22 protein-coding genes and 1 riboswitch are annotated in these 21908 nt (G+C 70.5%); of the genes, 16 read left to right on the forward strand and 6 right to left on the reverse strand.

What is annotated here, in order from left to right; translation table 11 throughout:
- The 3 genes from ACIQU3_RS34690 to ACIQU3_RS34700 form a co-directional block, all read left to right on the forward strand.
- Positions 1–1092 (forward strand): cbb3-type cytochrome c oxidase subunit I (locus ACIQU3_RS34690; RefSeq protein ID WP_403929602.1); only part of this gene is annotated, 1092 nt, incomplete at its 5' end.
- On the forward strand, positions 1089–1487 hold the full coding sequence (locus tag ACIQU3_RS34695) for a cytochrome c oxidase subunit 4 (RefSeq protein ID WP_385662326.1): 399 nt from the start codon (positions 1089–1091) through the stop codon (positions 1485–1487). The genes ACIQU3_RS34690 and ACIQU3_RS34695, both read left to right, overlap by 4 nt.
- 132 nt (positions 1488–1619) lie before the next feature.
- Positions 1620–2873 (forward strand): Ig-like domain-containing protein, encoded by a 1254-nt coding sequence (locus ACIQU3_RS34700; protein WP_403729248.1) that lies wholly within the window; start codon positions 1620–1622, stop codon positions 2871–2873.
- Between the two features lie 94 nt (positions 2874–2967).
- Here the strand turns inward: ACIQU3_RS34700 and ACIQU3_RS34705 are convergent, their stop codons facing one another.
- On the reverse strand, positions 2968–3369 hold the full coding sequence (locus tag ACIQU3_RS34705; protein WP_403729251.1) for a hypothetical protein: 402 nt from the start codon (positions 3367–3369) through the stop codon (positions 2968–2970).
- 145 nt (positions 3370–3514) lie between these two features.
- Here ACIQU3_RS34705 and ACIQU3_RS34710 point away from each other — a divergent pair, with 145 nt between their 5' ends.
- From ACIQU3_RS34710 to ACIQU3_RS34735, 6 genes are all read left to right on the forward strand, one after another.
- The gene (locus ACIQU3_RS34710) at positions 3515–4135 is read left to right on the forward strand and encodes a heme-copper oxidase subunit III (RefSeq protein WP_003989683.1); all 621 of its coding nucleotides are present in this window, start codon (positions 3515–3517) and stop codon (positions 4133–4135) included.
- 81 nt (positions 4136–4216) lie between these two features.
- On the forward strand, positions 4217–5029 hold the full coding sequence (locus tag ACIQU3_RS34715) for a c-type cytochrome (RefSeq protein ID WP_234750423.1): 813 nt from the start codon (positions 4217–4219) through the stop codon (positions 5027–5029).
- Positions 5026–6093: a Rieske 2Fe-2S domain-containing protein gene (locus ACIQU3_RS34720; protein WP_403729256.1), complete on the forward strand. Its 1068-nt coding sequence runs from the start codon at positions 5026–5028 to the stop codon at positions 6091–6093. The genes ACIQU3_RS34715 and ACIQU3_RS34720 overlap by 4 nt, the downstream gene beginning before the upstream one ends.
- Positions 6090–7712 carry a cytochrome bc complex cytochrome b subunit gene (locus ACIQU3_RS34725; RefSeq protein ID WP_403729259.1) on the forward strand — a complete coding sequence of 541 codons (1623 nt, stop codon included), beginning with the start codon at positions 6090–6092 and terminating at the stop codon, positions 7710–7712. Before ACIQU3_RS34720 ends, ACIQU3_RS34725 begins: the two co-directional genes overlap by 4 nt.
- A 136-nt stretch (positions 7713–7848) precedes the next feature.
- The gene (gene trpD / locus ACIQU3_RS34730) at positions 7849–8913 is read left to right on the forward strand and encodes an anthranilate phosphoribosyltransferase (RefSeq protein WP_403729262.1); all 1065 of its coding nucleotides are present in this window, start codon (positions 7849–7851) and stop codon (positions 8911–8913) included.
- A gap of 85 nt (positions 8914–8998) precedes the next feature.
- Positions 8999–9115, forward strand: a riboswitch (SAM riboswitch).
- A gap of 135 nt (positions 9116–9250) precedes the next feature.
- Positions 9251–10618: an aminotransferase class V-fold PLP-dependent enzyme gene (locus tag ACIQU3_RS34735; protein ID WP_403729265.1), complete on the forward strand. Its 1368-nt coding sequence runs from the start codon at positions 9251–9253 to the stop codon at positions 10616–10618.
- Positions 10619–10668: 50 nt separating this feature from the next.
- On the opposite strand, the gene ACIQU3_RS34740 is transcribed toward ACIQU3_RS34735, so the two are convergent.
- A complete protein-coding gene (locus ACIQU3_RS34740) occupies positions 10669–10950 on the reverse strand; it encodes an Lrp/AsnC family transcriptional regulator (protein ID WP_107458443.1) in 282 nt (93 codons plus the stop codon).
- Positions 10947–11699 (reverse strand): rhomboid family intramembrane serine protease, encoded by a 753-nt coding sequence (locus ACIQU3_RS34745; protein ID WP_403929605.1) that lies wholly within the window; start codon positions 11697–11699, stop codon positions 10947–10949. Before ACIQU3_RS34745 ends, ACIQU3_RS34740 begins: the two co-directional genes overlap by 4 nt.
- Before the next feature lie 159 nt (positions 11700–11858).
- Here ACIQU3_RS34745 and ACIQU3_RS34750 point away from each other — a divergent pair, with 159 nt between their 5' ends.
- The 5 genes from ACIQU3_RS34750 (at position 11859) to ACIQU3_RS34770 (ending at position 17285) form a co-directional block, all read left to right on the forward strand.
- On the forward strand, positions 11859–12098 hold the full coding sequence (locus tag ACIQU3_RS34750; RefSeq protein WP_366709706.1) for a hypothetical protein: 240 nt from the start codon (positions 11859–11861) through the stop codon (positions 12096–12098).
- A gap of 70 nt (positions 12099–12168) precedes the next feature.
- On the forward strand, positions 12169–13518 hold the full coding sequence (locus tag ACIQU3_RS34755) for an NYN domain-containing protein (RefSeq protein ID WP_403729273.1): 1350 nt from the start codon (positions 12169–12171) through the stop codon (positions 13516–13518).
- Between the two features lie 245 nt (positions 13519–13763).
- A complete protein-coding gene (locus ACIQU3_RS34760) occupies positions 13764–14804 on the forward strand; it encodes an NlpC/P60 family protein (protein WP_403729280.1) in 1041 nt (346 codons plus the stop codon).
- Between the two features lie 210 nt (positions 14805–15014).
- Positions 15015–16028, forward strand: a complete 1014-nt coding sequence (locus tag ACIQU3_RS34765; RefSeq protein ID WP_403729284.1) for an NlpC/P60 family protein — start codon at positions 15015–15017, stop codon at positions 16026–16028.
- 33 nt (positions 16029–16061) lie between these two features.
- On the forward strand, positions 16062–17285 hold the full coding sequence (locus tag ACIQU3_RS34770; RefSeq protein WP_403729287.1) for a hypothetical protein: 1224 nt from the start codon (positions 16062–16064) through the stop codon (positions 17283–17285).
- 35 nt (positions 17286–17320) lie between these two features.
- On the opposite strand, the gene ACIQU3_RS34775 is transcribed toward ACIQU3_RS34770, so the two are convergent.
- Positions 17321–17851 (reverse strand): PadR family transcriptional regulator, encoded by a 531-nt coding sequence (locus ACIQU3_RS34775; RefSeq protein ID WP_403729295.1) that lies wholly within the window; start codon positions 17849–17851, stop codon positions 17321–17323.
- A gap of 91 nt (positions 17852–17942) precedes the next feature.
- Positions 17943–18098 carry a hypothetical protein gene (locus ACIQU3_RS34780; RefSeq protein WP_403929608.1) on the reverse strand — a complete coding sequence of 52 codons (156 nt, stop codon included), beginning with the start codon at positions 18096–18098 and terminating at the stop codon, positions 17943–17945.
- Position 18099: 1 nt separating this feature from the next.
- Between ACIQU3_RS34780 and ACIQU3_RS34785 the strand changes: the two genes are divergently transcribed.
- A complete protein-coding gene (locus ACIQU3_RS34785) occupies positions 18100–19422 on the forward strand; it encodes an MATE family efflux transporter (protein ID WP_403929611.1) in 1323 nt (440 codons plus the stop codon).
- On the opposite strand, the gene ACIQU3_RS34790 is transcribed toward ACIQU3_RS34785, so the two are convergent.
- Entirely contained in the window at positions 19383–20621 is a 1239-nt protein-coding gene (locus ACIQU3_RS34790) for a glycosyltransferase 87 family protein (RefSeq protein WP_403729304.1), read from the reverse strand. The two genes, ACIQU3_RS34785 and ACIQU3_RS34790, sit on opposite strands and share 40 nt — an antisense overlap.
- Before the next feature lie 117 nt (positions 20622–20738).
- On the opposite strand from ACIQU3_RS34790, the gene ACIQU3_RS34795 reads away from it, so the two are divergent.
- On the forward strand, positions 20739–21881 hold the full coding sequence (locus ACIQU3_RS34795) for a glycosyltransferase family 4 protein (RefSeq protein ID WP_403929614.1): 1143 nt from the start codon (positions 20739–20741) through the stop codon (positions 21879–21881).
- Positions 21882–21908: the final 27 nt, after the last annotated feature.

Consider the following 21908-nt stretch of genomic DNA (forward strand, 5'->3'; position numbering starts at 1 on the left):
AACGTGCTGCTGACCGGTGTGCTGGTCCTGCTGGCCTTCCCGGTCCTGGCCGCGGCCCTGTTCGCCCTGGAGGCGGACCGCAAGTTCGGCGCCCACGTCTTCGACTCCGCCAACGGCGGCGCGTTGCTGTGGCAACACCTCTTCTGGTTCTTCGGCCATCCAGAGGTGTACATCATCGCGTTGCCGTTCTTCGGCATCATCAGTGAGGTCATCCCGGTCTTCTCCCGCAAGCCGATGTTCGGTTACACGGGTCTGATCGGCGCGACCATCGCGATCGCGGGTCTGTCCGTGACGGTGTGGGCCCACCACATGTACGTCACCGGTGGTGTGCTGCTGCCGTTCTTCTCCTTCATGACGTTCCTCATCGCCGTCCCGACCGGTGTGAAGTTCTTCAACTGGATCGGCACGATGTGGAAGGGCTCGCTGTCCTTCGAGACACCGATGCTCTGGGCGACCGGCTTCCTGATCACCTTCACCTTCGGTGGTCTGACCGGTGTCATCCTGGCCTCGCCGCCGATGGACTTCCACGTCTCCGACTCGTACTTCGTGGTGGCGCACTTCCACTACGTCGTCTTCGGCACCGTGGTGTTCGCGATGTTCTCCGGCTTCCACTTCTGGTGGCCGAAGTGGACCGGCAAGATGCTGGACGAGCGTCTCGGCAAGATCACCTTCTGGACGCTGTTCATCGGCTTCCACGGCACGTTCCTGGTCCAGCACTGGCTGGGCGCCGAGGGCATGCCGCGCCGGTACGCCGACTACCTGGCGGCCGACGGCTTCACCGCGCTGAACACGATCTCGACGATCAGCTCGTTCCTGCTCGGCATGTCGATCCTGCCGTTCTTCTACAACGTGTGGAAGACGGCCAAGTACGGCAAGCCGGTCGGCGTCGACGACCCGTGGGGCTACGGCCGCTCCCTGGAGTGGGCGACCTCCTGCCCGCCGCCGCGGCACAACTTCATCACCATGCCGCGGATCCGCAGTGAATCCCCGGCGTTCGACCTGCACCACCCGGAGATCGCCGCTCTCGACCAGCTCGAGAACGTCGGTCACGGCGAGAAGGCCATCGCTGGTGGCAAGGAGGCCGGCAAGTGAAGATCCAGGGCAAGATGTTCATGTGGCTGAGCGTCTTCGTCCTCGCCATGGCTGTGGTCTATGGCGTGTGGTCGAAGGAGCCGGCCGGTACCACGGCCCTCTTCCTGGCCTTCGGCCTGTGCATCATGATCGGCTTCTACCTCGGCTTCACGGCCAAGCGGGTCGACGTCGGTGCGCAGGACGACAAGGAGGCGGACGTCGCGGACGACGCCGGCGAGGTCGGGTTCTTCAGCCCGCACAGCTGGCAGCCGCTCTCGCTGGGCATCGGCGGTGCCCTCGCCTTCCTGTCGGTCGCCATCGGCTGGTGGCTGATGTACTTCTCGCTGCCGATCATCCTGATCGGCATCTGGGGCTGGGTGTTCGAGTACTACCGCGGTGAGAACCGCACCCAGTAACACGCGCCGAGCGCCGAAGGGGCCCGGACACTCCGAGAGGAGTGTCCGGGCCCCTTCCTTATGCCGTAATGCGTGTCACTCGTACGAGTCGTTCGGCGTGCCGCTGTTGACGCCGGTTCCTAGCGTGAGGTCATGAGCCACACAGTGATCTCCCGCCCCCGCACCGTCGTCAGCTGCACGCTGCTGTTGATAGCCCTCAGCGCGGGCGTCACCGCCTGCGGCTCCGACGGCAACCCGCTGGCCGCCCGCCCCTACGACGCGGCGGACCAGATCTCCTTCAACGCCCCCGACGGGGGCCACAAGAAGGCCGACCCGGACAAGCCCCTGGAGGTCGTCGAGGACTCCGACGGGCGCATCACCGACGTCACGGCCCACGACGCCTCAGGACGCTACGTGGCGGGCGAACTCGCCGCCGACGGCAGCCGGTGGCACAGCACGTCCCCGCTGGCCGCCAACGCCAGCTACACGGTCCGCGTGAGCACCGAGGACGAGGACGGGGCACCCGGTCGCAAGGTCCTCACCTTCGACACCGGCAAGCCCACCACCCAGAAGCGCCTGGACGTGACCTTCGGCCCCAAGACGGGCACCTACGGCGTCGGCCAGCCCGTCACCGCCGAGCTGAGCCAGCCCGTCAAGGACAAGGCTCAGCGGGCCGTCGTGGAACGTGCCCTCAAGGTCTCCTCCACGCCCGCCACGGACGGCGCCTGGCACTGGGTGGACGACAAGAAGCTGCACTACCGCCCGAAGGACTACTGGCCCGCCCAGGCCACCGTCCAGGTCCGCAGCAATCTGCAGGGCATCAAGATCGGCGACCGGATGTGGGGCGGCAAGGCCAAGCCGCTGACCTTCACCACCGCGGACAAGCTCATAGCCGTCACGGACGCCGCCGCCCACCAGATGACCGTCTACAAGAACGACGAGGTCGTCCGGCAGATACCGGTCACCACCGGCATGCCCGGCTACGACACCCGCAACGGCGTCAAGGTCGTCCTGGCCAAGGAAGGCACCGTCCGCATGACCAGCGCCAGCATCGGCGCCTCGGACTTCTACGACCTGGTCGTGCACCACTCGGTCCGGGTCACCAACAGCGGCGAGTACGTCCATGCCGCCCCCTGGTCGGTCGGCTCCCAGGGTTACGCCAACGTCAGCCACGGCTGCACCGGCATGAGCACCGAGAACGCCGCCTGGTTCTACGACACCGTCCGCGAGGGCGACATCGTCAAGGTCGTCAACTCCGGCGGAGACATGATGGCCCCGTTCGGCAACGGCTACGGCGACTGGAACCTCGACTGGGCGAAGTGGCGCACCGGCAGCGCCCTCCTGGGCGGCACCCCGGACGGCCCGGCGGAGGCCGAGAGGGCCCGCCTGAGGCCCCAGAGCGTCTAGACGCCCTCAGGGGCACACTCCTCAGGGGCGCGGGGAACTGCGCGACAAGCCACAGACCACCCGCACCCGCGAGACAACAGGCGCCCCCGAGTTCCTAGGCGTTCAAAGCCGCCTTGTCCCGCAACAGAGAAGCCAACGCGGCAGCGAACTCCACCGGCTCCACCGGCAGCGTCACCGCCGCCTCCGCCCGGCTCCAGGTCGCCAGCCACGCGTCCTGGGGCCGTCCGATCAGCAGCAGCACCGGCGGACAGTTGAACACCTCGTCCTTGATCTGCCGGCAGACGCCCATGCCCCCCATCGGCACGGCCTCGCCGTCCAGCACACAGACGTCGATCCCGCCCCGGTCCAGCTCCGTGAGCACGGCGGCAGGAGTCGCGCACTCCACGAACTCCACCACGGGGACGTCCGGAGCCGGCCTCCGGCCCGTGGCGAGCCGCACCTGCTCTCGGGTGTTGGAGTCGTCGCTGTAGACCAGCACCGTGGCGGTCGGCTGCATTGTTCCTCCGTGACGTCAACGTCGTAAGGACAGGCCCGTTGGGCCGGATGCTACTCCCTTGAACACCACGTCAACACCGGTACGACCGGTGAAGACACTCCGAACGGCACCCCCCGGAGTGAGGGCGGGATAAGCGACCGACATAATGTCGGTCGTGGCGACAGCAACGACAGTAGAAACCGGGCACGCGCACCCGTCGGTCAACCGGCCGAACCTCACCAGCGTCGGAACCATCATCTGGCTGAGTTCCGAGCTGATGTTCTTCGCGGCCCTCTTCGCGATGTACTTCACCCTGCGATCGGTGACGGGTCCCGATCACTGGAAGGAGATGGCTGCCCATCTCAACTTCCCGTTCTCGGCGACGAACACCACGATCCTGGTGCTCTCCTCGCTCACCTGCCAGCTCGGCGTCTTCGCCGCCGAGCGCGGTGACGTGAAGAAGCTCCGGATGTGGTTCATCGTCACGTTCGTGATGGGTGCGATCTTCATCGGCGGTCAGGTCTTCGAGTACACGGAGCTGGTCAAGGACGCGGGCCTGTCCCTGTCCTCCGACCCGTACGGCTCGGTGTTCTACCTGACCACCGGCTTCCACGGCCTGCACGTGACGGGCGGTCTCATCGCCTTCCTGCTGGTCCTGGGCCGGACCTACGCGGCCAGTAGGTTCACCCACGAGCAGGCGACGGCCGCGATCGTCGTGTCCTACTACTGGCACTTCGTCGATGTCGTCTGGATCGGCCTCTTCGCCACGATCTACATGATCAAGTAGCAGGGCCCGCATCCGCGCGTGCTCGACGAAGCGCGCATCCCAGAAGCATCGACGCAGAAGATCCTGACACCGGGGTAATCCGTGAAAAAGCTCTCCGCACGACGACGCCACCCGTTGGCGGCGCTCGTCGTCCTACTCCTCGCGCTGGCATGCACCGGGGGGCTGTACGCCGTGTTCGCACCCGCGGACAAGGCGCAGGCCGACGAAACCGCCCAGTCCCTCACCATCGAGGAGGGCAAGAAGCTCTACTCGGTCGGCTGCGCCAGTTGCCACGGCACCGGCGGTCAGGGCACCTCCGACGGGCCCAGCCTGGTGGGTGTGGGCGCGGCGGCCGTCGACTTCCAGGTGGGCACCGGCCGCATGCCGGCCGCCACCTCCCAGGGCCCCCAGGTCCCGGCGAAGAAGAACATCTACTCGCAGGCCGAGATCGACCAGCTGGCGGCGTTCATCGCCTCGCTGGGTGCCGGTCCGTCCGTCCCGACGGAGGAGCAGTACGGCCCCGAGGGTGCCGACATCGCCAAGGGCGGTGAGCTGTTCCGCACCAACTGCGCGCAGTGCCACAACTTCACCGGCAAGGGCGGCGCGCTGACGCACGGCAAGTACGCGCCGACCCTCGAGGGCGTCTCCCCGAAGCACATCTACGAGGCCATGCAGACCGGCCCGCAGAACATGCCGTCCTTCCCCGACACCACGCTGTCGGAGAAGAACAAGAAGGACATCATCGCGTACCTCGACGCGGTCAACAGCGAAAAGACCGAGAGCCCCGGCGGCCTCGAACTGGGTGGCCTCGGGCCGGTCAGCGAGGGCCTGTTCGGCTGGATCTTCGGTCTCGGCGGTCTGATCGCCGTCGCCGTGTGGGTCGCCGCCCGGACCGCAAAGGCCAAGAAGTCATGAGTAGCCAAGACATTCCAGAAGAGAACCTGCCTGCCGCGCAGTCCGCAGGACATGACGAGCACGGCGCGGTGAGCGTCGCGGACGACAAGAACCCGTTCGCCGACCCGGGCCTGCCGCCTCACGAGCACCGGATCCAGGACATCGACGAGCGGGCCGCCAAGCGGTCCGAGCGTTCGGTCGCCCTGCTGTTCACGGTGTCGATGCTGGCCACCGTCGCCTTCATCGCCTCCTTCGTGGCGATCCCGGTCGACAAGGCGGTCTTCATCTTCCCGCTGGGGCACATCAGCGCGCTGAACTTCGCGCTGGGCCTGTCGCTCGGCATCGCGCTGTTCTGCATCGGCGCGGGCGCCGTCCACTGGGCGCGCACCCTGATGTCCGACGTGGAGGTCGCCGACGAGCGGCACCCGATCGAGGCGTCGCCCGAGGTCCGCGAGAAGGTCTTCGCCGACTTCAAGCAGGGCGCCAAGGAATCCGCGCTCGGCCGCCGCAAGCTGATCCGCAACACGATGCTCGGCGCGCTCACGCTGGTGCCGCTCTCCGGCGTCGTGCTGCTGCGTGACCTCGGCCCGCTGCCCGGCACCAAGCTCCGCCACACGCTGTGGTCCAAGGGCAAGCTGCTCGTCAACATGAACACCAACGAGCCGCTGCGTCCGTCCGATGTCGCGGTCGGTTCGCTGACCTTCGCCAAGCCCGAGGGCCTGGAGGAGCACGACCACGACTTCCAGAACGAGATCGCCAAGGCCGCCCTGATGATCGTCCGGATCCAGCCGGAGGACATCAAGGACAAGCGCGAGCTCGAGTGGTCGCACCAGGGCATCGTCGCGTACTCGAAGATCTGCACCCACGTCGGTTGCCCGATCTCCCTGTACGAGCAGCAGACGCACCACGTGCTCTGCCCCTGCCACCAGTCCACCTTCGACCTCTCCGACGGTGCCCGAGTGATCTTCGGTCCCGCCGGTCACGCCCTGCCGCAGCTCCGCATCGGCGTGAACGACGAGGGCTACCTCGAGGCGCTCGGCGACTTCGAAGAGCCCGTCGGCCCTGCTTTCTGGGAGCGCGGATGAGCACTGCACAGACACGCCGCAAGGCGCCCGCGGGTGAGCGGGTCGCCGACTGGGCCGACGGCCGCCTCGGGATCTACTCCCTGGCCAAGGCCAACATGCGCAAGATCTTCCCGGACCACTGGTCCTTCATGCTCGGTGAGATCTGCCTCTACAGCTTCATCATCATCATCCTCACGGGTGTGTACCTGACGCTGTTCTTCCACCCGTCGATGAACGAGGTGGAGTACCACGGCAGTTACGTCCCGCTCCAGGGGCAGCTGATGTCGGAGGCGTTCGCCTCCACCCTGGACATCAGCTTCGACGTCCGCGGCGGTCTGCTCATCCGGCAGATCCACCACTGGGCGGCGATCATCTTCCTCGCCGGCATGTTCGTGCACATGATGCGCGTCTTCTTCACCGGCGCGTTCCGCAAGCCGCGCGAGATCAACTGGATGTTCGGCTTCCTGCTGTTCGTCCTGGGCATGTTCACCGGCTTCACCGGCTACTCGCTCCCGGACGACCTGCTCTCCGGCACCGGTGTCCGCTTCACGCAGGGCGCGATCCTGTCCGTGCCGATCGTGGGCACGTACATCTCGATGTTCCTGTTCGGCGGGGAGTTCCCGGGTACCGACTTCGTCGCCCGGTTCTACTCGATCCACATCCTGCTGCTGCCGGGCATCATGCTCGGGCTCGTGGTCGGCCACCTGATCCTGGTCTTCTACCACAAGCACACCCAGTTCGCGGGTCCCGGCCGGACCAACAAGAACGTCGTCGGCATGCCGCTGCTGCCGGTCTACATGGCCAAGGCCGGAGGCTTCTTCTTCCTGGTCTTCGGTGCCATCGCGGCCCTCGCCGGCATCGCGACGATCAACCCGATCTGGGTCCTCGGCCCGTACCGGCCCGACCAGGTGTCGACCGGTGCCCAGCCCGACTGGTACATGGGCTTCGCCGAGGGTCTGATCCGGGCGATGCCGGGCTGGGAGATCAACTTCTGGGGGCACACGCTCGTCCTGGGCGTGTTCATCCCGCTGGTGCTCTTCGGTGTCTTCCTCGCGATCATCGCCCTGTACCCGTTCATCGAGTCCTGGGTCACCGGGGACAAGCGTGAGCACCACATCCTGGACCGGCCGCGCAACGCCCCGACCCGCACCGGTGTGGGTGTCGCCTGGGTCACCGGCTACATCATCATGCTGATCGGCGGTGGCAACGACATCGTCGCCACGCACTTCCACCTGTCGATCAACTCGGTGACCTGGTTCGTCCGGATCGGGTTCTTCCTCGGCCCGGTCCTCGCCTTCGTCGTCACCAAGCGCATCTGCCTCGGCCTGCAGCGCCGGGACAAGGAGAAGGTGCTGCACGGCCGCGAGTCGGGCATCATCAAGCGCCTGCCGCACGGTGAGTTCATCGAGGTGCACGAGCCGCTCAGCCAGGAGCAGATGTACACGCTCACGGCGCACGAGCAGTACAAGCCGGCCGAGATCGGCCCGACGGTCGACGAGAACGGTGTCGAGCGCAAGGTGAAGGGTTCCGAGAAGCTGCGCGCCAAGCTCAGCGACGCCTACTACGGCGAGGGTTCCCAGATCCCGAAGCCCACCGCCGAGGAGTACCGGGAGATCACGAGCGGCCACGGCCACCACTGATCACTGCTTCGCCACGCCACAGAAGGGCCCCGTCCGACGATCGGACGGGGCCCTTCGCCCTGCCCCGGGCTGGATAGGGTGGACCCCGTTGAGACTCTCGTCCCGTAGTGCGGGACGCCTGACCCTGGAGCGGCTTATGAGCGCTGTGACCCCCGCTGGAGGCGACACCGCGGCGGGCCGCTCCTGGCCCCTGCTGCTGAACGGCCTGCTGGACGGCAGGCACCTGAGCGCGGACGACACCGCCTGGGCGATGGACCGGATCATGCGCGGCGAGGCGACCGAGGCGCAGATCGCCGGGTTCGTCGTGGCCCTGCGCGCCAAGGGCGAGACCGTCGAGGAGATCAACGGCCTGGTCCGCACGATGTACGCGCACGCCAACGTGATCGAGGTGCCCGGGGCGACGGTCGACATCGTCGGCACCGGCGGCGACGGCGCGAAGACGGTCAACATCTCCACAATGTCCTCGATCGTCGTCGCCGGCACCGGAGCGAAGGTCGTCAAGCACGGCAACCGGGCCGCGTCCTCGGCGTCCGGGGCGTCCGACGTGCTGGAGAAGCTCGGCGTCAACCTGGAGCTGCCCCTGCACCGGGTCGCACAGGTCGCCGAGGAGGCCGGGATCACCTTCTGCTTCGCGGTGAAGTTCCACCCGGCGCTGCGGCACGCGGGCGCGGCCCGCGGCCAGTTGGGCATCCGCACGGTGTTCAACGCCCTCGGTCCGCTCACCAACCCGGCCCGGGTCCGCGCCCAGGCCGTCGGGGTGGCGGACCCCCGCATGGCGCCGATCGTCGCGGGCGTCTTCGCCGAGCGCGGCAACTCGTCCCTCGTCTTCCGGGGCGACGACGGCCTCGACGAACTGACCACCACGGCCACCTCCCGGGTGTGGATCGTCAAGGACGGCACGGTCACCGAGGAGGCCTTCGACCCGCGCGACGTGGGTCTGGAACTGGTCCCCGTGGAGGCGCTGCGCGGCGCCGACGCCTCCTACAACGCCGAGGTCGCCCGCCGCCTGCTGGACGGCGAGACCGGCCCGGTCCGTGAGGCGGTCCTGCTGAACTCGGCCGCGGCCCTGGTGGCCCTGGAGCTCAGCGCCGCGCCCCTGGCCGAGCAGATCCGCACCGGGATGGCGAAGGCGGCCGAGTCGATCGACTCGGGGGCGGCCAAGCGCACGCTGGAGCGCTGGGTGGCCGCGAGCAACGCGTAGCGGACCCTGTGGGCGACAGGACCGGCGTCCCGCGATCCGGACTCGGGTTGCGGGGCGCCGATCTTTTCGCGTACGTTCCTGACCAGGTCATGAGTGACAGTCATGAGGCCCCGGCCGACTGTCCGGCAACCCTCCGTCCGTGGCGGGGTGCCCCGGGTGAAGACCGGGCCGCAGGCAGCGAGGTCTGCGGCAAGCGCGTGACGAGGAGCCTTCCGTGAACCAGCGAATGCGATAGGGCCGCAGAGCCCCGCCTCCGCATCCCTTTTTTCTCTTTCACCCCTGCTCGAGCCGTGCGCGCTCGCGGGCGTATTCCACCTGCCTTCACGGGAGTTCCGTCATGTCTGTCTCCACCCTTGCCGCCGACCAGTCCGTTTGTGCCCCGCTGCCCGTTCTGGGGCGAGACGTCACCGTGCCGCTCGTGACCGGTGGTGAGGTCACCTACGCCGCGCTCGACTACGCCGCCAGCGCCCCGGCGCTCCAGCGGGTCTGGGACGACGTCGCCGCCTACGCGCCGTACTACGGCAGCGTGCACCGCGGTGCCGGGTACCTGTCCCAGCTGTCGACCGACCTGTTCGAGAACGCCCGCCGGACCGTCGCCGGGTTCCTCGGCTGCCGCGCGGACGACCAGGTCGTGTTCACCCGGTCGACCACCGACTCCCTCAACCTCCTCGCCGCCGCGCTCCCCGCCGACTGCCAGGTCTTCGTCTACGAGACCGAACACCACGCCTCCCTGCTGCCGTGGCGGAGCGCGCAGGTCACCTACCTGGACGCCCCGAGCAGCCCCCGGCAGGCCGTCGAGACCCTGGAGCGCGCCCTCGCCGACCGGGACCCCTACGGGCCGGCCCTCGTCTGCGTCACCGGCGCCTCCAACGTCACCGGCGAGCTGTGGCCCGTGCGGGAGCTCGCGGCGGCCGCGCACGCCCACGGCGCGCGGATCGTGCTCGACGCCGCCCAGCTGGCCCCGCACCACCCGGTCTCCGTCACGGACCTCGACGTCGACTGGGTCGCCTTCTCCGGGCACAAGCTGTACGCGCCCTTCGGCACGGGTGTCCTGGCCGGGCGGGCCGACTGGCTGCGCGCTGCCGAGCCGTACCTCGCGGGCGGCGGCGCCAGCCGCAGGGTCAGCCGGCGCGAGGACGGGGGAGTGGACGTGGAGTGGCACGACAGCGCCGCGCGCCACGAGGCCGGCTCGCCCAACGTCATCGGCGCCTACGCCGTCGCCTCGGCCTGCAAGGCGCTGACCGAGGCGGGCTTCGACACCCTCGTCGCCCGTGAGCAGCATCTGGTCCGCACGGTGCGCGACGGTCTCGCCGACGTCCCCGAGGTGCGGTTCCTGTCCCTCTTCGGGGACGACGCGCCGCGCGTCGGCGTGCTGTCCTTCGTCGTCGAGGGCTGGAACAGCTCGCACTTCGCCGCCGCCCTGTCCGCCGAGTACGGCATCGGCGTACGGGACGGGCTGTTCTGCGCCCACCCGCTGCTGCGCACGCTGCTCGGCAGCGACCCGCAGGCGCAGGGCGAGTGCGGGGCACCCGAGGCCGCACCCGGGGAGAAGTCGCTCAACGCCATCCGGGTCAGCTTCGGCGCGGGCACTCCCGACGAGCACGTGGAGCGGTTCGTGCGGGCGGTGAAGGAGCTCGTGACGGACGGGGCGAAGTGGAACTACCGCACCGAGGACGGCCGCTGCGTGCCGGACACCTCCGCCTGAGCCTCCCCCCGCCGCCGAGGGTGGGACCACGCGGCTGCCGGCGGCGGGGACTAGTTGTCCAGGCCGATCGAGAACGCCGCCTCCAGGTCGTGCTGCGAGTACGTGCGGAACGCCACGTGCGTGTCAGTCCCCTCCACGCCGGGGATCTTGCTGATCCGGCCGGGGATGACCTCCGCGAGGTCCTCGTGCTCGCGCACCCGGACCATCGCGATCAGGTCGTAGGTGCCGGTGACGGAGAAGACCTCGCTGACGCTGTCGAGCGCCGCGATCGACTCGGCGATCTCGGGGATCCGGTCCACGCTGGTCTTGATCAGGACGATCGCGGTGATCACGGCTGGTTCTCTCCCTCGGGAGCCGGAGCAGGGGCGGCCTTCACTCTAGTGGGGCCGGTGTGGCGGCCGTAGCGGACCGACGCGTAGCCGAAGCCCAGACCGAAGCCGATCAGATGGGCCAGGTAGGCCACCCCCGGCCCGTCCGGGGCCCGTCCCGCCGCCAGCCACTGCAGCGCCGCCCAGAACGGCAGCACGACCCACGCCGGGAAACGCACCGGCAGGAAGAACAGAAACGGCAGGAGACTGGTCACCCGGGCACGGGGAAACAGGTACAGGAACGCACCGAGGACCGCCGAGATCGCCCCCGATGCACCGACCAGGGACTGCTCGGAGTCCGCGTTGGCGACGGCGTAGCCCAGCAGGGCCAGATAGCCACAGCCGACGTAGAACAGGGTGAACTGCACCCGGCCCATCCGCTCCTCGGTCATCGCTCCGAAGACGTAGAGGAAGAGCATGTTGCCGAGCAGGTGCACCCAGCTTCCGTGGACGAAGAGTGCCGTCGCGGGGGTGAGGGCCGCGCCCGCGGACCCGTCGAACAGTTCTGCGGGAATCACGCCCCAGCGCCGGAAGTAGGCCCGCTGCACGGCGAGCAGCTCGTCGCCCGTGCCGTACGCCGGGTTCAGTCCCGAGGCGGGTCCGGCCAGGAAGGCCAGGCAGCACAGGGCGATCAGGGTGTGAGTCACCGGCGCCGACGACCCCCTCACCGATCGGCCGGCCCGGACGAGCGACGCACTCCACTTGCTGATCATGAACACAGAGCATGACGTAACCGGACGCAACCGTGCAGAGCGCCTCGCCGCCGTGGACGCGCGGGCGGCGAGGAGCCGCCAGGCCGTAGGGTTACGAGCCACACGCACCGGGGATGCCGGTCGCGTCACGGACACTAGAAGGAAAGAGAACAGGTCACGATGACGGTTCCCCTGCCGACCGCCGAGACGCGGTGGCGCTGCACCCTCTGCGGCAACCTCACGAGGTTCGACGTGACCCGCTCGTCGAAGGTCGTCGAGTACGTCCACCTCGACCTGGCCGGAGAGCCGAAGGTCGAGGAGCGCGAGGTGGTCAGTGAGACCATCGAGTCGGTGCGCTGCCGCTGGTGTAACGCGGTGGACCAGGTGGAACTCGTGGACAGGCCGGGCTCCGGCTCCTGACGACGGGGGTCCCTCCGCTCGAGCGAAGCCGAGAGCGGGGGAGGGCCCGCACAGCATTGGGGTGTGACGGATGGTGGAGACCACAGGCGGGGGGCCGGGCGACGGCGCCGCCGAGGTGCTCGACCGTCCGCTGCCCGACGGCGTGCGCCGCAGAGTGGTGCAGATCGTCTCCGACGGCTTCGGCTCGCTGACGGTCGGCGAGCTGCCCGCGCAGCTCAGGCAGTACGCCCGGTTCGCGCCGAACCGCCGGGCCAAGTTCGCCGGCAACGCGATGGCTGCCGCGCTGGAGACCGATCCGCTGTTCCGCCAGCGCATCGGGGAGAAGCTCAGAGAGGCTCAGCCGGAGCTGACCGGCGCTCTCGACTCAGGCTCCCCGCCCCCGGCCGCGGACCCGCTCGATGTGGCGGCCGCGGCCTACGTACTGCGGCCACCCGGCTGGGTGAAGCTGGTGGCCGCCGCCGGCGAGGAGGCCCAGCGGGCCGACGCCGAACGCGCCGACGAGGAGAGCCGGGCCGAGCTGGAGCGGCTGCGCGCCGACCTCGAACGGGCCCGTGACCACACCCGGGCCGAGACCGAGCGGCTGCGCGCGGAGCTGGAATCGGCCAGGAAGGAAACCGAGACGCTGCACCGCAGGCTGCGCGCCGCTCTCAGCGACGTCAAGCGCGGCGAGGCCGCCCTGCGCAAGGCGCACGGCGAGATCGACGCCGTCCGGGCCGAGGGGCAGGCCCAGGTGTCCGCCGCCGAGAGCGAGACCCGGCGGCTCAGGTCCCGGCTGAGTGAGACCGAGGCCGCCCTGGAAGCCGCGCGCCGGGCCGCCCGCGAGGGCCGCAGCGTGGAGGACATGCGGGTGCGGCTGCTGCTGGACACCCTCCTGGACGCCACCCAGGGGCTCCGCCGCGAACTGGCCCTGCCGCCGGTGTCGGTGCGCCCCGCCGAGACCGTGGACGCCGTCGAGCCGGGCCGGATGACCCCGAAGGACATCGCCGCCCGCGCCCTGTCCGAGAACGACCCGCAGGTCCTCGACCAGTTGCTGGCGCTGCCCCAGGCCCATCTCGTCGTCGACGGTTACAACGTCACCAAGACGGGTTATCCGCAGATGCCCCTGGAGAAGCAGCGCCTGAGGCTGCTCGGGCAGCTCTCCCAACTGGCCGCGCAGAGCGGCGCCGAGGTGACCTGCGTCTTCGACGGCGCCGAGCTCGCCGCGCCGGTCCTGCTGGCCCCGCCGCGCGGCGTGCGCGTGCTGTTCTCGAAGCCGGGTGTCACCGCCGACGAGCTCATCCGTCAACTGGTGCGCGCCGAACCGCCGGGGCGCCCGGTCATCGTGGCGTCCACCGACCGCGAGGTCGCCGACGGGGTGGCCCGGGCCGGTGCCCGCCCGGTGGCGTCGGCCATGCTGCTCAAGCGGCTTTCGCGAGCCTAGGGGGCGTACGCCCGCTGTGTAACCTCCGGCCGCGATGCCCGGATTGGTGAGACCTGTGGGCCACGGTGAGTCAAGTGGGTCTCACCGCCTGTGAGTCCAGGGGAAAAGATGGCCTACCGTGATGCAATTTTTCATCTGAGGATTTGAACTGATCACAGGAAGGTCACTAGGGTCGGGCCGAACCTCCGCTCGGGTGATCACTCATCGGGAGAGACGGCGGAGGGGCCAGAAGGAGCTTTTCACCCGTGGCGTCCCACCGTCGTCCGAAGCAGCCGAGCCGCGCACGTGTGACCGTGCTGACCACCGCCGCCGCCGCTGCCGTCGCCTTCAGCTCGCAGGCCGCCAACGCGGCCCCCAGCGAGAAGCCGAGCAAGGACGAGGTCAAGGCCAAGGTCGACAAGCTCTACGAGGAGGCCGAGCAGGCCACCGAGAAGTACAACGGCGCCAAGGAGAAGCAGGAGAAGCTCCAGAAGGAGATCTCCACCATCCAGGACAACGTCGCCCGCGGCCAGGAGGAGCTCAACGAGCTCCGCGACAGCCTGGGCCTCGCCGCCGCGTCGCAGTACCGCAGCGGCTCCATCGACCCCTCGGTGCAGCTGTTCCTCTCCGCGAACCCCGAGGACTACCTCGACAAGGCCTCCACGCTCGACCAGTTGAGCAGCCAGCAGGTCGAGGCGCTGAAGAAGGTCCAGGAGAAGCAGCGCGAACTCGCCCAGGAGCGCGCCGAGGCCTCCGAGAAGCTCAAGGACCTCGCCTCCACCCGGACCGAACTCGGCAAGAAGAAGAAGGAAGTCCAGGGCAAGCTCTCCTCCGCGCAGAAGCTGCTCAACAGCCTCACCGCCGCCGAGAAGGCCGAACTCGCCGCCGAGCAGAGCCGCGCCAGCCGAGCCAGCGAGCGCGACGCCCTCGACGTGAACGTCCCGCCCGGCTCGGGCCGCGCCGCGGCCGCCTTCGCCTTCGCCCAGAGCCAGCTCGGCAAGCCCTACGTCTACGGCGCCACCGGCATGAGCTCCTTCGACTGCTCCGGCCTCACCTCCCGCGCCTACGCCTCCGCCGGCATCCAGATCCCGCGCACCTCCGAGGCCCAGTCCACGATCGGCACCAAGATCTACTCGACCAGCCAGCTCAAGGTCGGGGACCTGGTCTTCTTCTTCAACGACCTGCACCACGTCGGGCTCTACGCCGGCAACGGGCAGATCATCCACGCCCCGCGCACCGGCACGGTCGTCCGCTACGAGTCGATGAGCACCATCGGCGGCCCGTTCATGTTCGGCGTCCGGGTCTGACGACCGGCTCCGGGCCCTGCGGGGCCGGGACACCGTGTCCGCCGTTCGGGCGAATCACGACAGCTCCGAGTGAGCCCACGCCCCGTCGTTGACCTGCGTCAGCGGCGGGGCGCACCGCTGCATACCCACGGATGGTCGTTGGCGACCCCCGGCTGCGGGGCTACTGTCTGCCGCGTTCCAAGTCCGCCAGCGGAAGGAGAGCGGTTTCCCGTGGGGTCCCATCGCCGCCTTGCACCGTCCGGTTTCGACCGGGGCGCCGGTGCCGCCGTCAGCATCCTGTCCGTCGCGGCCGCCGCCCTGAGCGCGGTACCGGCCGGCGCCGCACCGCACGAGGACACCCGGGCCACGATGGACCGGCTCTTCGAGCAGGCCGAGAAGGCGACCGAGGCGTACAACGCGGCCGACGAGCGCGCCGACGGGCTGCGCAAGGTGGTCGGCGCCGCCCGGGACCGCGTCGCCCGCCAGCAGCAGCGCGTCAACACCATGCGGGAGTCGCTCGGTTCGCTGGCCGGTGCCCAGTACCGCTCGGGCGGAACCGACCCGTCCCTCGCCCTGCTGCTCTCCGACGACCCGGACGACTACCTCGACCACGCGTCCCGGCTCGACCGCCTCACCGCCCGCCAGACCGGTGAGCTCAAGAAGCTCCAGGACGCCATGCGCGAACTCGCCCAGGACCGCGAGGAGACCGCCGGGAAGCTCCGCGAACTGGAGAAGAGCCGCAAGGCCGTCGCCGTCCACAAGAAGACCGTCGAGCGGAAACTCGCCGCGGCCCGGCGCCTGCTCGACTCCCTGCCGGAAGCCGAGCGCGCCGCCTACGACCGTGCCTCCCGCAGCGGCCGCCCGGGCATGCCCGGCCTCGGCGACGCCACCGCGGCCTCGGGACGCGGGTCCGCCGCCGTCGCCGCCGCCCGCAGCGCGCTCGGCAAGCCCTACGTCTGGGGCGCCAACGGGCCCTCCGGCTTCGACTGTTCGGGCCTGATGCAGTGGTCGTACGCACAGGCCGGGGTCTCCCTGCCGCGCACCTCACAGGCCCAGCGGTACGCCGGCCGGCAGATCCCGCTGTCCGAGGCGCGCCCCGGCGACCTGGTCGTCTACCGGGGCGACGCCAGCCACGTCGGGATGTACATGGGCAACGGCCAGGTCATCCACGCGCCCTACCCCGGCGCGCCCGTGCGCTACGACCCGGTCGGGATGATGCCGATCTCCTCGGTCACCAGGGTCTGACCGGTACGGGCCGGCGCCCGTACGATCGGGAACGTGACTGGTCGAAGGTCTGGTGCCGTTGCCTGTCGCGGCACCGGGTCCGCGCTGGTGGCACTCGTCGTGCTGCTCGTCGTCCTGACGGGGTGCGGCGAGCGGCCCGCGGCCGACAGCGCCACGGAAGAGGTCCAGCGCCTCCTCGACCGGCGGGCCGCCGCGGTCCTCGACCGTGACGGGCCGGCCTTCGAACGGACGGGCGGCGGAGCGGATTTCGCCAGGCTTCGCGCGGTGCCCGTGGCCGCCTGGTCGTACCGGGTGACCGCACTGCACCGCACCGGCGACACGGCCACCGCCGACGCCGAACTGCGCTACCGCGTAGCCGGGTACGACCGGGCGCCGGTGACGGCATCGCGCACCGTGCGGTTGCACCGGGACGCGGACGGGCGGTGGTCCGTGACCGCCGACCGGCCCGCGAAGAAGTCCCCGCAGCAGCTCTGGGACCAGGGGGCGGTGCAACTCGTCCGCGGGCGGCACAGCCTCGTACTCGGCGCCGGGCAGTCCGGGCAGTCGCTGCGGGACTTCGCGGACCTGGCCGACCGGGCGGTGCCGGCGGTGTCGCAGGCGTGGGGTACGGACTGGAGCCGGCGGGTCGTCGTGCTCGTGCCGAAGTCGGTGGAGGGGATGGCCGGGCTGCTCGGCTCGCCGGCCTCCTCCTATCGCGGGATCGCGGCGGTCACCACCGGTGAGACGGGCGCACGGGACCGGGCGCCGGCGGACCGGATCATCGTCAATCCGGACGCGTTCGCGCTCCTCGGAGGTCTGGGTGAGCAGGTCGTCGTGACCCACGAGACCACCCATGTCGCCACCCGCGCCCGCACCACCGCCGCCACACCCCTGTGGCTGTCCGAGGGGTACGCAGACTGGGTCGGCTACCGGGCCGCGGGCCGCACCCCCGCCGAGGCCGCGCCCGAACTGTCCCGGGCCGTACGTGAGGACCGGGTCCCCACCGCGCTCCCGGCCGACGAGGACTTCGGCTTCACCGGCGACGCGAGCCGCCTGGCCCGCTCCTACGAGAGCGGCTGGACGGCCTGCCGGCTGATCGCCGACCGCTGGGGCGAGGCCCGGCTCGGCGCGTTCTACCGGGCCGTCGGGGAACACCGGGAGCGGGCCGGCGCGGTGGAGGAGGCGATGCGGGAGGTGCTGGGGACGACTCCGGGGGCCTTCACGCAGGAGTGGCGTGCGTATCTGCGGGACGAGCTGGGCCGACTCCGGGGTTCTTGATCGGCCGGCCGGGCCCGGCCCGCACCGGCCCGACCTCACTCCGGCCGCTCCAGCAGTTCGACGGCCTCCCGCAGCCAGGCCCGTTCCGCCTCGCCCGTCGCCCGGGCCACGCGCAGCATGCCCTGGCGGAACAGGTCGTCCGTCTCCTCGGCGCGTACGGGCTCTCCGGAGTCGTAGAAGAAGCTCGTCGGTGCCTCGAGGAAGTCCAGCCGGCGGCGCAGCACCGCGGCCTGCTCGGACCGGTCGGGCAGGTGACGCAGGAACGCGAGGACCGTGTTGAAGCGGACCTGGTCGGTGATCTCCGTCTGCTTGGGGGTGCGCAGTCGGGCCAGCAGTTCCTCCCTGCCCGCGGTGGTGAGGGCGAGGATCCGGCGCGGGGCCGCGCTCGCGCCCGGCTCGGTGTGCTGGTCGAGCAGTCCCGCCGAGGCCAGCCGGGTGATGGCCGGGTAGAGCGCGCCGTCGCTCACCGGCCGGACGTGCCCGGTCAGCGCCTTGATGCGCTCCTTCAACTCATAGCCGTGCAGCGGCTCCTCGGCCAGGAAGCCCAGGATCGACAGCTCCAGCATGGTCCTCCTTGCGGGTGGGTGATATCGCATGCTACCTCTTAACGAGCTACCTCGAATCGATATAGCTCGAACCGACATAGCGCGGAGAGAGCTAGCGCGAACCGGCATAGCTCGAACCGCCATAGGCCGAACCGACATAGCGCGGATCGAGATAGCGGGGATCGAAATAGGTCGATTCGAGATAGCGCGACAGCTCGTACCGCGGTAGCGCGGGTCGAGGTTCATCAGGCCGCAGGGGGAACGCCACCGTGAACGTCCATCGCAGACAGCTCGTGCTGCTCGCCCGCCCCGTCTACTTCTCGCTCCTCGCCTCGGTCGCCGCCGGGATCGTCAACACCGTGTGGGTCGCCCGGCTGGGCGGTCCGGCCGTGGCCGCCGTGGCCGTCGCGACCACCACGGAGAACGTGCTGCTCGGCATCGCCCTGGTCTTCGGCTCCGGCACCACCGTGCTCGTCGCCCATGCCCGGGGCGCCCACGACCCCGCAGGCGTACGGGCCGCCGCCCGCGGCGGGTGGGCGCTGTGGGCGCTGGTGACACCCCTGGTGGTGGCGGGCGGCCTGCTCGCCCGTGAACCGCTGGCCCGGCTGGTGCTGGGCGGGACGGACGGCGCCGCCCTCCCGCTCACCGTCGCCTACTTCACGCTCTCCCTGCCGGGCATGGCCGTCTTCTTCGCCCAGCAACTCGTCGACGGCCTCCTCAAGGGCGCCGGCGACACCCGTACCCCGATGCGCCTCGCGCTGCTGGCGAGCGGCCTGATCCTGGTCCTGGACCCGCTCCTCATCCACCTCCACGGCGTCCGTGGCGCCGCGGCCGCCACGGTGCTGTCCCGCGGCGTGGCGCTCGTCGCAGGTCTCCTGGCGCTGCGGCGCGACACCCTGCTGCGCACGGCGCGCCTGGCCCCGCCCGGGGAGACCCTGGCGGTCTCCTTGCGCCGCACGCTGACGACCGGACTGCCGATGTCCGCGGACTTCACCGTGCGGCAGACGGGTGCCCTGGTCCTGGTCGCGATCGTGGCGCGGCTCGGCGTGACGGCGGTGGCCGCGTACGCGATCGCCTACAAAGCCCTGTACGTGGCGACCATGGCCTTCTACGCCGTCCGCCAGGCAGGCTCCATCCACACCGCCCATCTGCGCGGGGCGGGGCGGGACGCGCGGCGGGCGATCGGGCGGCAGGCCGTGCTCCTCTCCGCTGCGCTCGGCCTCACCGCCGCCGTGCTGCTGGCCGCCGCCGCCCCCTGGATCATGGCCGCGTTCGGCGCCGGGGGCGCGGTCGCGCACGAGGGAGTGCTGTTCCTGCGCTGCGTCGGGCCCTATCTCGTGCTGATGGCGGGCCTGATCGCGCTCGGCGGGGTCTTCGAGGGCAGCGGAGGCGCCTCGGCACTGCTGCGCGTCACGGTCCTCGGAACGGCGGTCCAGCTGGCGCTCGCGTACGCACTGACGGGGCTCGGACTGCCCGGGGTGTGCCTGGCGCTGGCGCTCGCGACGGCGGTGCAGTGCGCCCTGGCGGGGGTGCTGTTCCGGCGGGCCCCGGCTCAGGAGGAGACGGGGGTCTCGCCGGCGCGGGTCGGCTGAGGCGGTACCTGGGCCGGCGGTGTGACGGGCGGTACGGTCGCCCGCCACAGGGCCCGGGCCGCGATCAGGGCGGCGGCCACCAGCAGGCCGTTGCGCAGGAACAGCAGGGTGATGCCGAGGCCGTTGCTCGCCACCACGTCGGCGAAGAAGAAGGGGAACTCCAGCACCGTCACGAAGCACGCCACCAGCACCAGGACGACCGGCAGCCGCATCCGGCTGCCGGGGAAGTACAGGCACACCGCCGCGAGTCCCACCAGCCACACCATGTACTGCGGGCTGATCACCCGGCTGGTGGTGGTGAACATCAGCACCGCCACGAAGGCCGCGTCGGCGAGCGTGTGCTCCTCGAAGCGCCGCGCCAGCAGCCGCCACAACACCAGCCAGCCGAAAGCCGCCCCCGTCAGGAACAGCGCGCCGGTGCTCACCTCGCTCACATACGGCCCGAGGAACTCGATCGAGCCGTAGTTCAGCCTCACCTCGCCCTGCCAGCCGAAGTGCCGGGCGACATGGAAGACCAGCGCGCCCAGCGACTCCACCTCGGTGCCCCGGTCGCGCTGGAAGGTCAGGAAGGCGAACGCGCCGGGCATGGCCAGGGCGAACGCGCCGGTCACGGCGATGCCGGTCACCAGGGCCGACACCCAGGCGCTGCGGCGGCGGGCGGCCAGGAGCAGCATCGCCGGCCAGACCTTCAGCAGCGCGCCGAAGGCGGCCAGGGCGCCCAGGGCCCTCGGGTGCCGGGCGCCCACGAGCAGCGCGGCCATGGCCACCGCCGTGACCATCACGTCGTAGCGGGCGTACACCGTCGGCCCGAGCAGCGGCACGCCGATCACCCACACCCACGCACCGCGCAGCGACCGGCCCGGTCGGTGTCCCGCCCGGGCCATGAGGGCCGACACGGCCAGGTCGGTGACGCAGACCAGCACGAAGAACGCCGTCGTGTAGTCCAGGAAGGGCAACAGGCCGGGGGAGAGGATCGCCAGGGCGGCGGCGGGCGGGTACTGCCAGGTGACGTCGGCCAGGGGGAAGGTCCCGGTGCTCAGGACGTGATACCAGCCCCGGTAGATCACGTGGACGTCGCTCGTGACGTCCGGGCCCGGGAACACGTACACCTTCAGGACGAACAGCAGCAGCAACAGCCTCGTGAGACACCAGACCACCGGCAGCCATGCCAGGGGCCGCCTCGTGCCCGTCGTCTTCACCTGATCCCTGCCCGTCCGCGTGCCGTGTCGAGGAGGCCATGATGGGCCCGCCGGCTGTGAGCGTGCCACACCTGCCGCCGGGGACGGCGGTGAGGGCGGTTGGATAGGGTCGGCGGCGTGCGCAAGACCCTGATCGTGACGAACGACTTTCCGCCCCGTCCCGGGGGCATCCAGGCGTTTCTGCACAACATGGCGCTGCGGCTGGACCCGCAGCAGCTGGTCGTCTACGCCTCGACCTGGAAACGGAGCAGGGAGGGCGTCGAGGCCACCCGGGCCTTCGACGCGGAGCAGCCCTTCACCGTCGTACGGGACCGTACGACCATGCTGCTGCCGACGCCGGGTGCCACCCGGCGGGCCGTCGGTCTGCTCCGGGAGCACGGCTGCACCTCGGTGTGGTTCGGTGCCGCCGCCCCGCTCGGCCTGATGGCACCGGCCCTGCGTGCGGCGGGCGCCGAGCGGCTGGTCGCCACCACGCACGGCCACGAGGCCGGCTGGGCGCAGCTGCCCGCCGCCCGGCAGCTGCTGCGCCGGATCGGCGACGCCACGGACACGATCACCTACCTCGGCGAGTACACCCGCTCACGCATCGCCTCCGCCCTGACGCCCGGGGCGGCCGCCCGGATGGCGCAGTTGCCGCCCGGCGTCGACGAGAAGACCTTCCACCCCGGCTCGGGCGGTGACGAGGTCCGGGCCCGGCTGGGCCTGACGGACCGCCCGGTGGTGGTGTGCGTCTCCCGGCTGGTACGGCGCAAGGGGCAGGACACGCTGATCCGGGCCATGCCCCGCATCCTGGCCGCCGAGCCCGACACCGTCCTGCTGATCGTCGGCGGCGGCCCCTACGAGCAGGACCTGCGACGGCTCGCGCACGAGACCGGCGTGGCCTCCGCCGTCCGCTTCACCGGCGCCGTGCCCTGGTCCGAGCTGCCCGCCCACTACGGCGCCGGCGACGTCTTCGCCATGCCGTGCCGCACCCGCCGTGGCGGCCTCGACGTCGAGGGCCTCGGCATCGTCTACCTGGAGGCCTCCGCGACGGGCCTCCCGGTCGTCGCCGGCGACTCGGGCGGCGCCCCGGACGCTGTCCTCGACGGCGAGACCGGCTGGGTGGTCAAGGGCGGCTCCCCGGAAGAGGCCGCAGACCGGATCACCGTCCTGCTCGGCGACGCGGAACTGCGCCGCAGGATGGGCGAGCGGGGCCGGGAGTGGGTCGAGAAGAAGTGGCGGTGGGACCTGCTGGCGGAGCACCTCAAAGACTTGCTTTAGGGCAATCGCCCCCAGGGACGCGGGGAA

Origin of the sequence: Streptomyces sp. NPDC101110, assembly GCF_044759525.1 — a bacterium.
Classification (GTDB): domain Bacteria; phylum Actinomycetota; class Actinomycetes; order Streptomycetales; family Streptomycetaceae; genus Streptomyces.

Excerpts from the sequence above, each read along its gene's own strand:
- ACIQU3_RS34700 (WP_403729248.1), top strand. The coding sequence starts at position 1,620 with ATGAGCCACACAGTGATCTCCCGCCCCCGCACCGTCGTCAGCTGCACG.
- ACIQU3_RS34705 (WP_403729251.1), bottom strand. The coding sequence starts at position 3,369 with ATGCAGCCGACCGCCACGGTGCTGGTCTACAGCGACGACTCCAACACC.
- ACIQU3_RS34710 (WP_003989683.1), top strand. The coding sequence starts at position 3,515 with ATGTCGGTCGTGGCGACAGCAACGACAGTAGAAACCGGGCACGCGCAC.
- ACIQU3_RS34720 (WP_403729256.1), top strand. The coding sequence starts at position 5,026 with ATGAGTAGCCAAGACATTCCAGAAGAGAACCTGCCTGCCGCGCAGTCC.
- ACIQU3_RS34725 (WP_403729259.1), top strand. The coding sequence starts at position 6,090 with ATGAGCACTGCACAGACACGCCGCAAGGCGCCCGCGGGTGAGCGGGTC.
- trpD (WP_403729262.1), top strand. The coding sequence starts at position 7,849 with ATGAGCGCTGTGACCCCCGCTGGAGGCGACACCGCGGCGGGCCGCTCC.
- ACIQU3_RS34735 (WP_403729265.1), top strand. The coding sequence starts at position 9,251 with ATGTCTGTCTCCACCCTTGCCGCCGACCAGTCCGTTTGTGCCCCGCTG.
- ACIQU3_RS34745 (WP_403929605.1), bottom strand. The coding sequence starts at position 11,699 with ATGATCAGCAAGTGGAGTGCGTCGCTCGTCCGGGCCGGCCGATCGGTG.
- ACIQU3_RS34750 (WP_366709706.1), top strand. The coding sequence starts at position 11,859 with ATGACGGTTCCCCTGCCGACCGCCGAGACGCGGTGGCGCTGCACCCTC.
- ACIQU3_RS34755 (WP_403729273.1), top strand. The coding sequence starts at position 12,169 with ATGGTGGAGACCACAGGCGGGGGGCCGGGCGACGGCGCCGCCGAGGTG.
- ACIQU3_RS34775 (WP_403729295.1), bottom strand. The coding sequence starts at position 17,851 with ATGCTGGAGCTGTCGATCCTGGGCTTCCTGGCCGAGGAGCCGCTGCAC.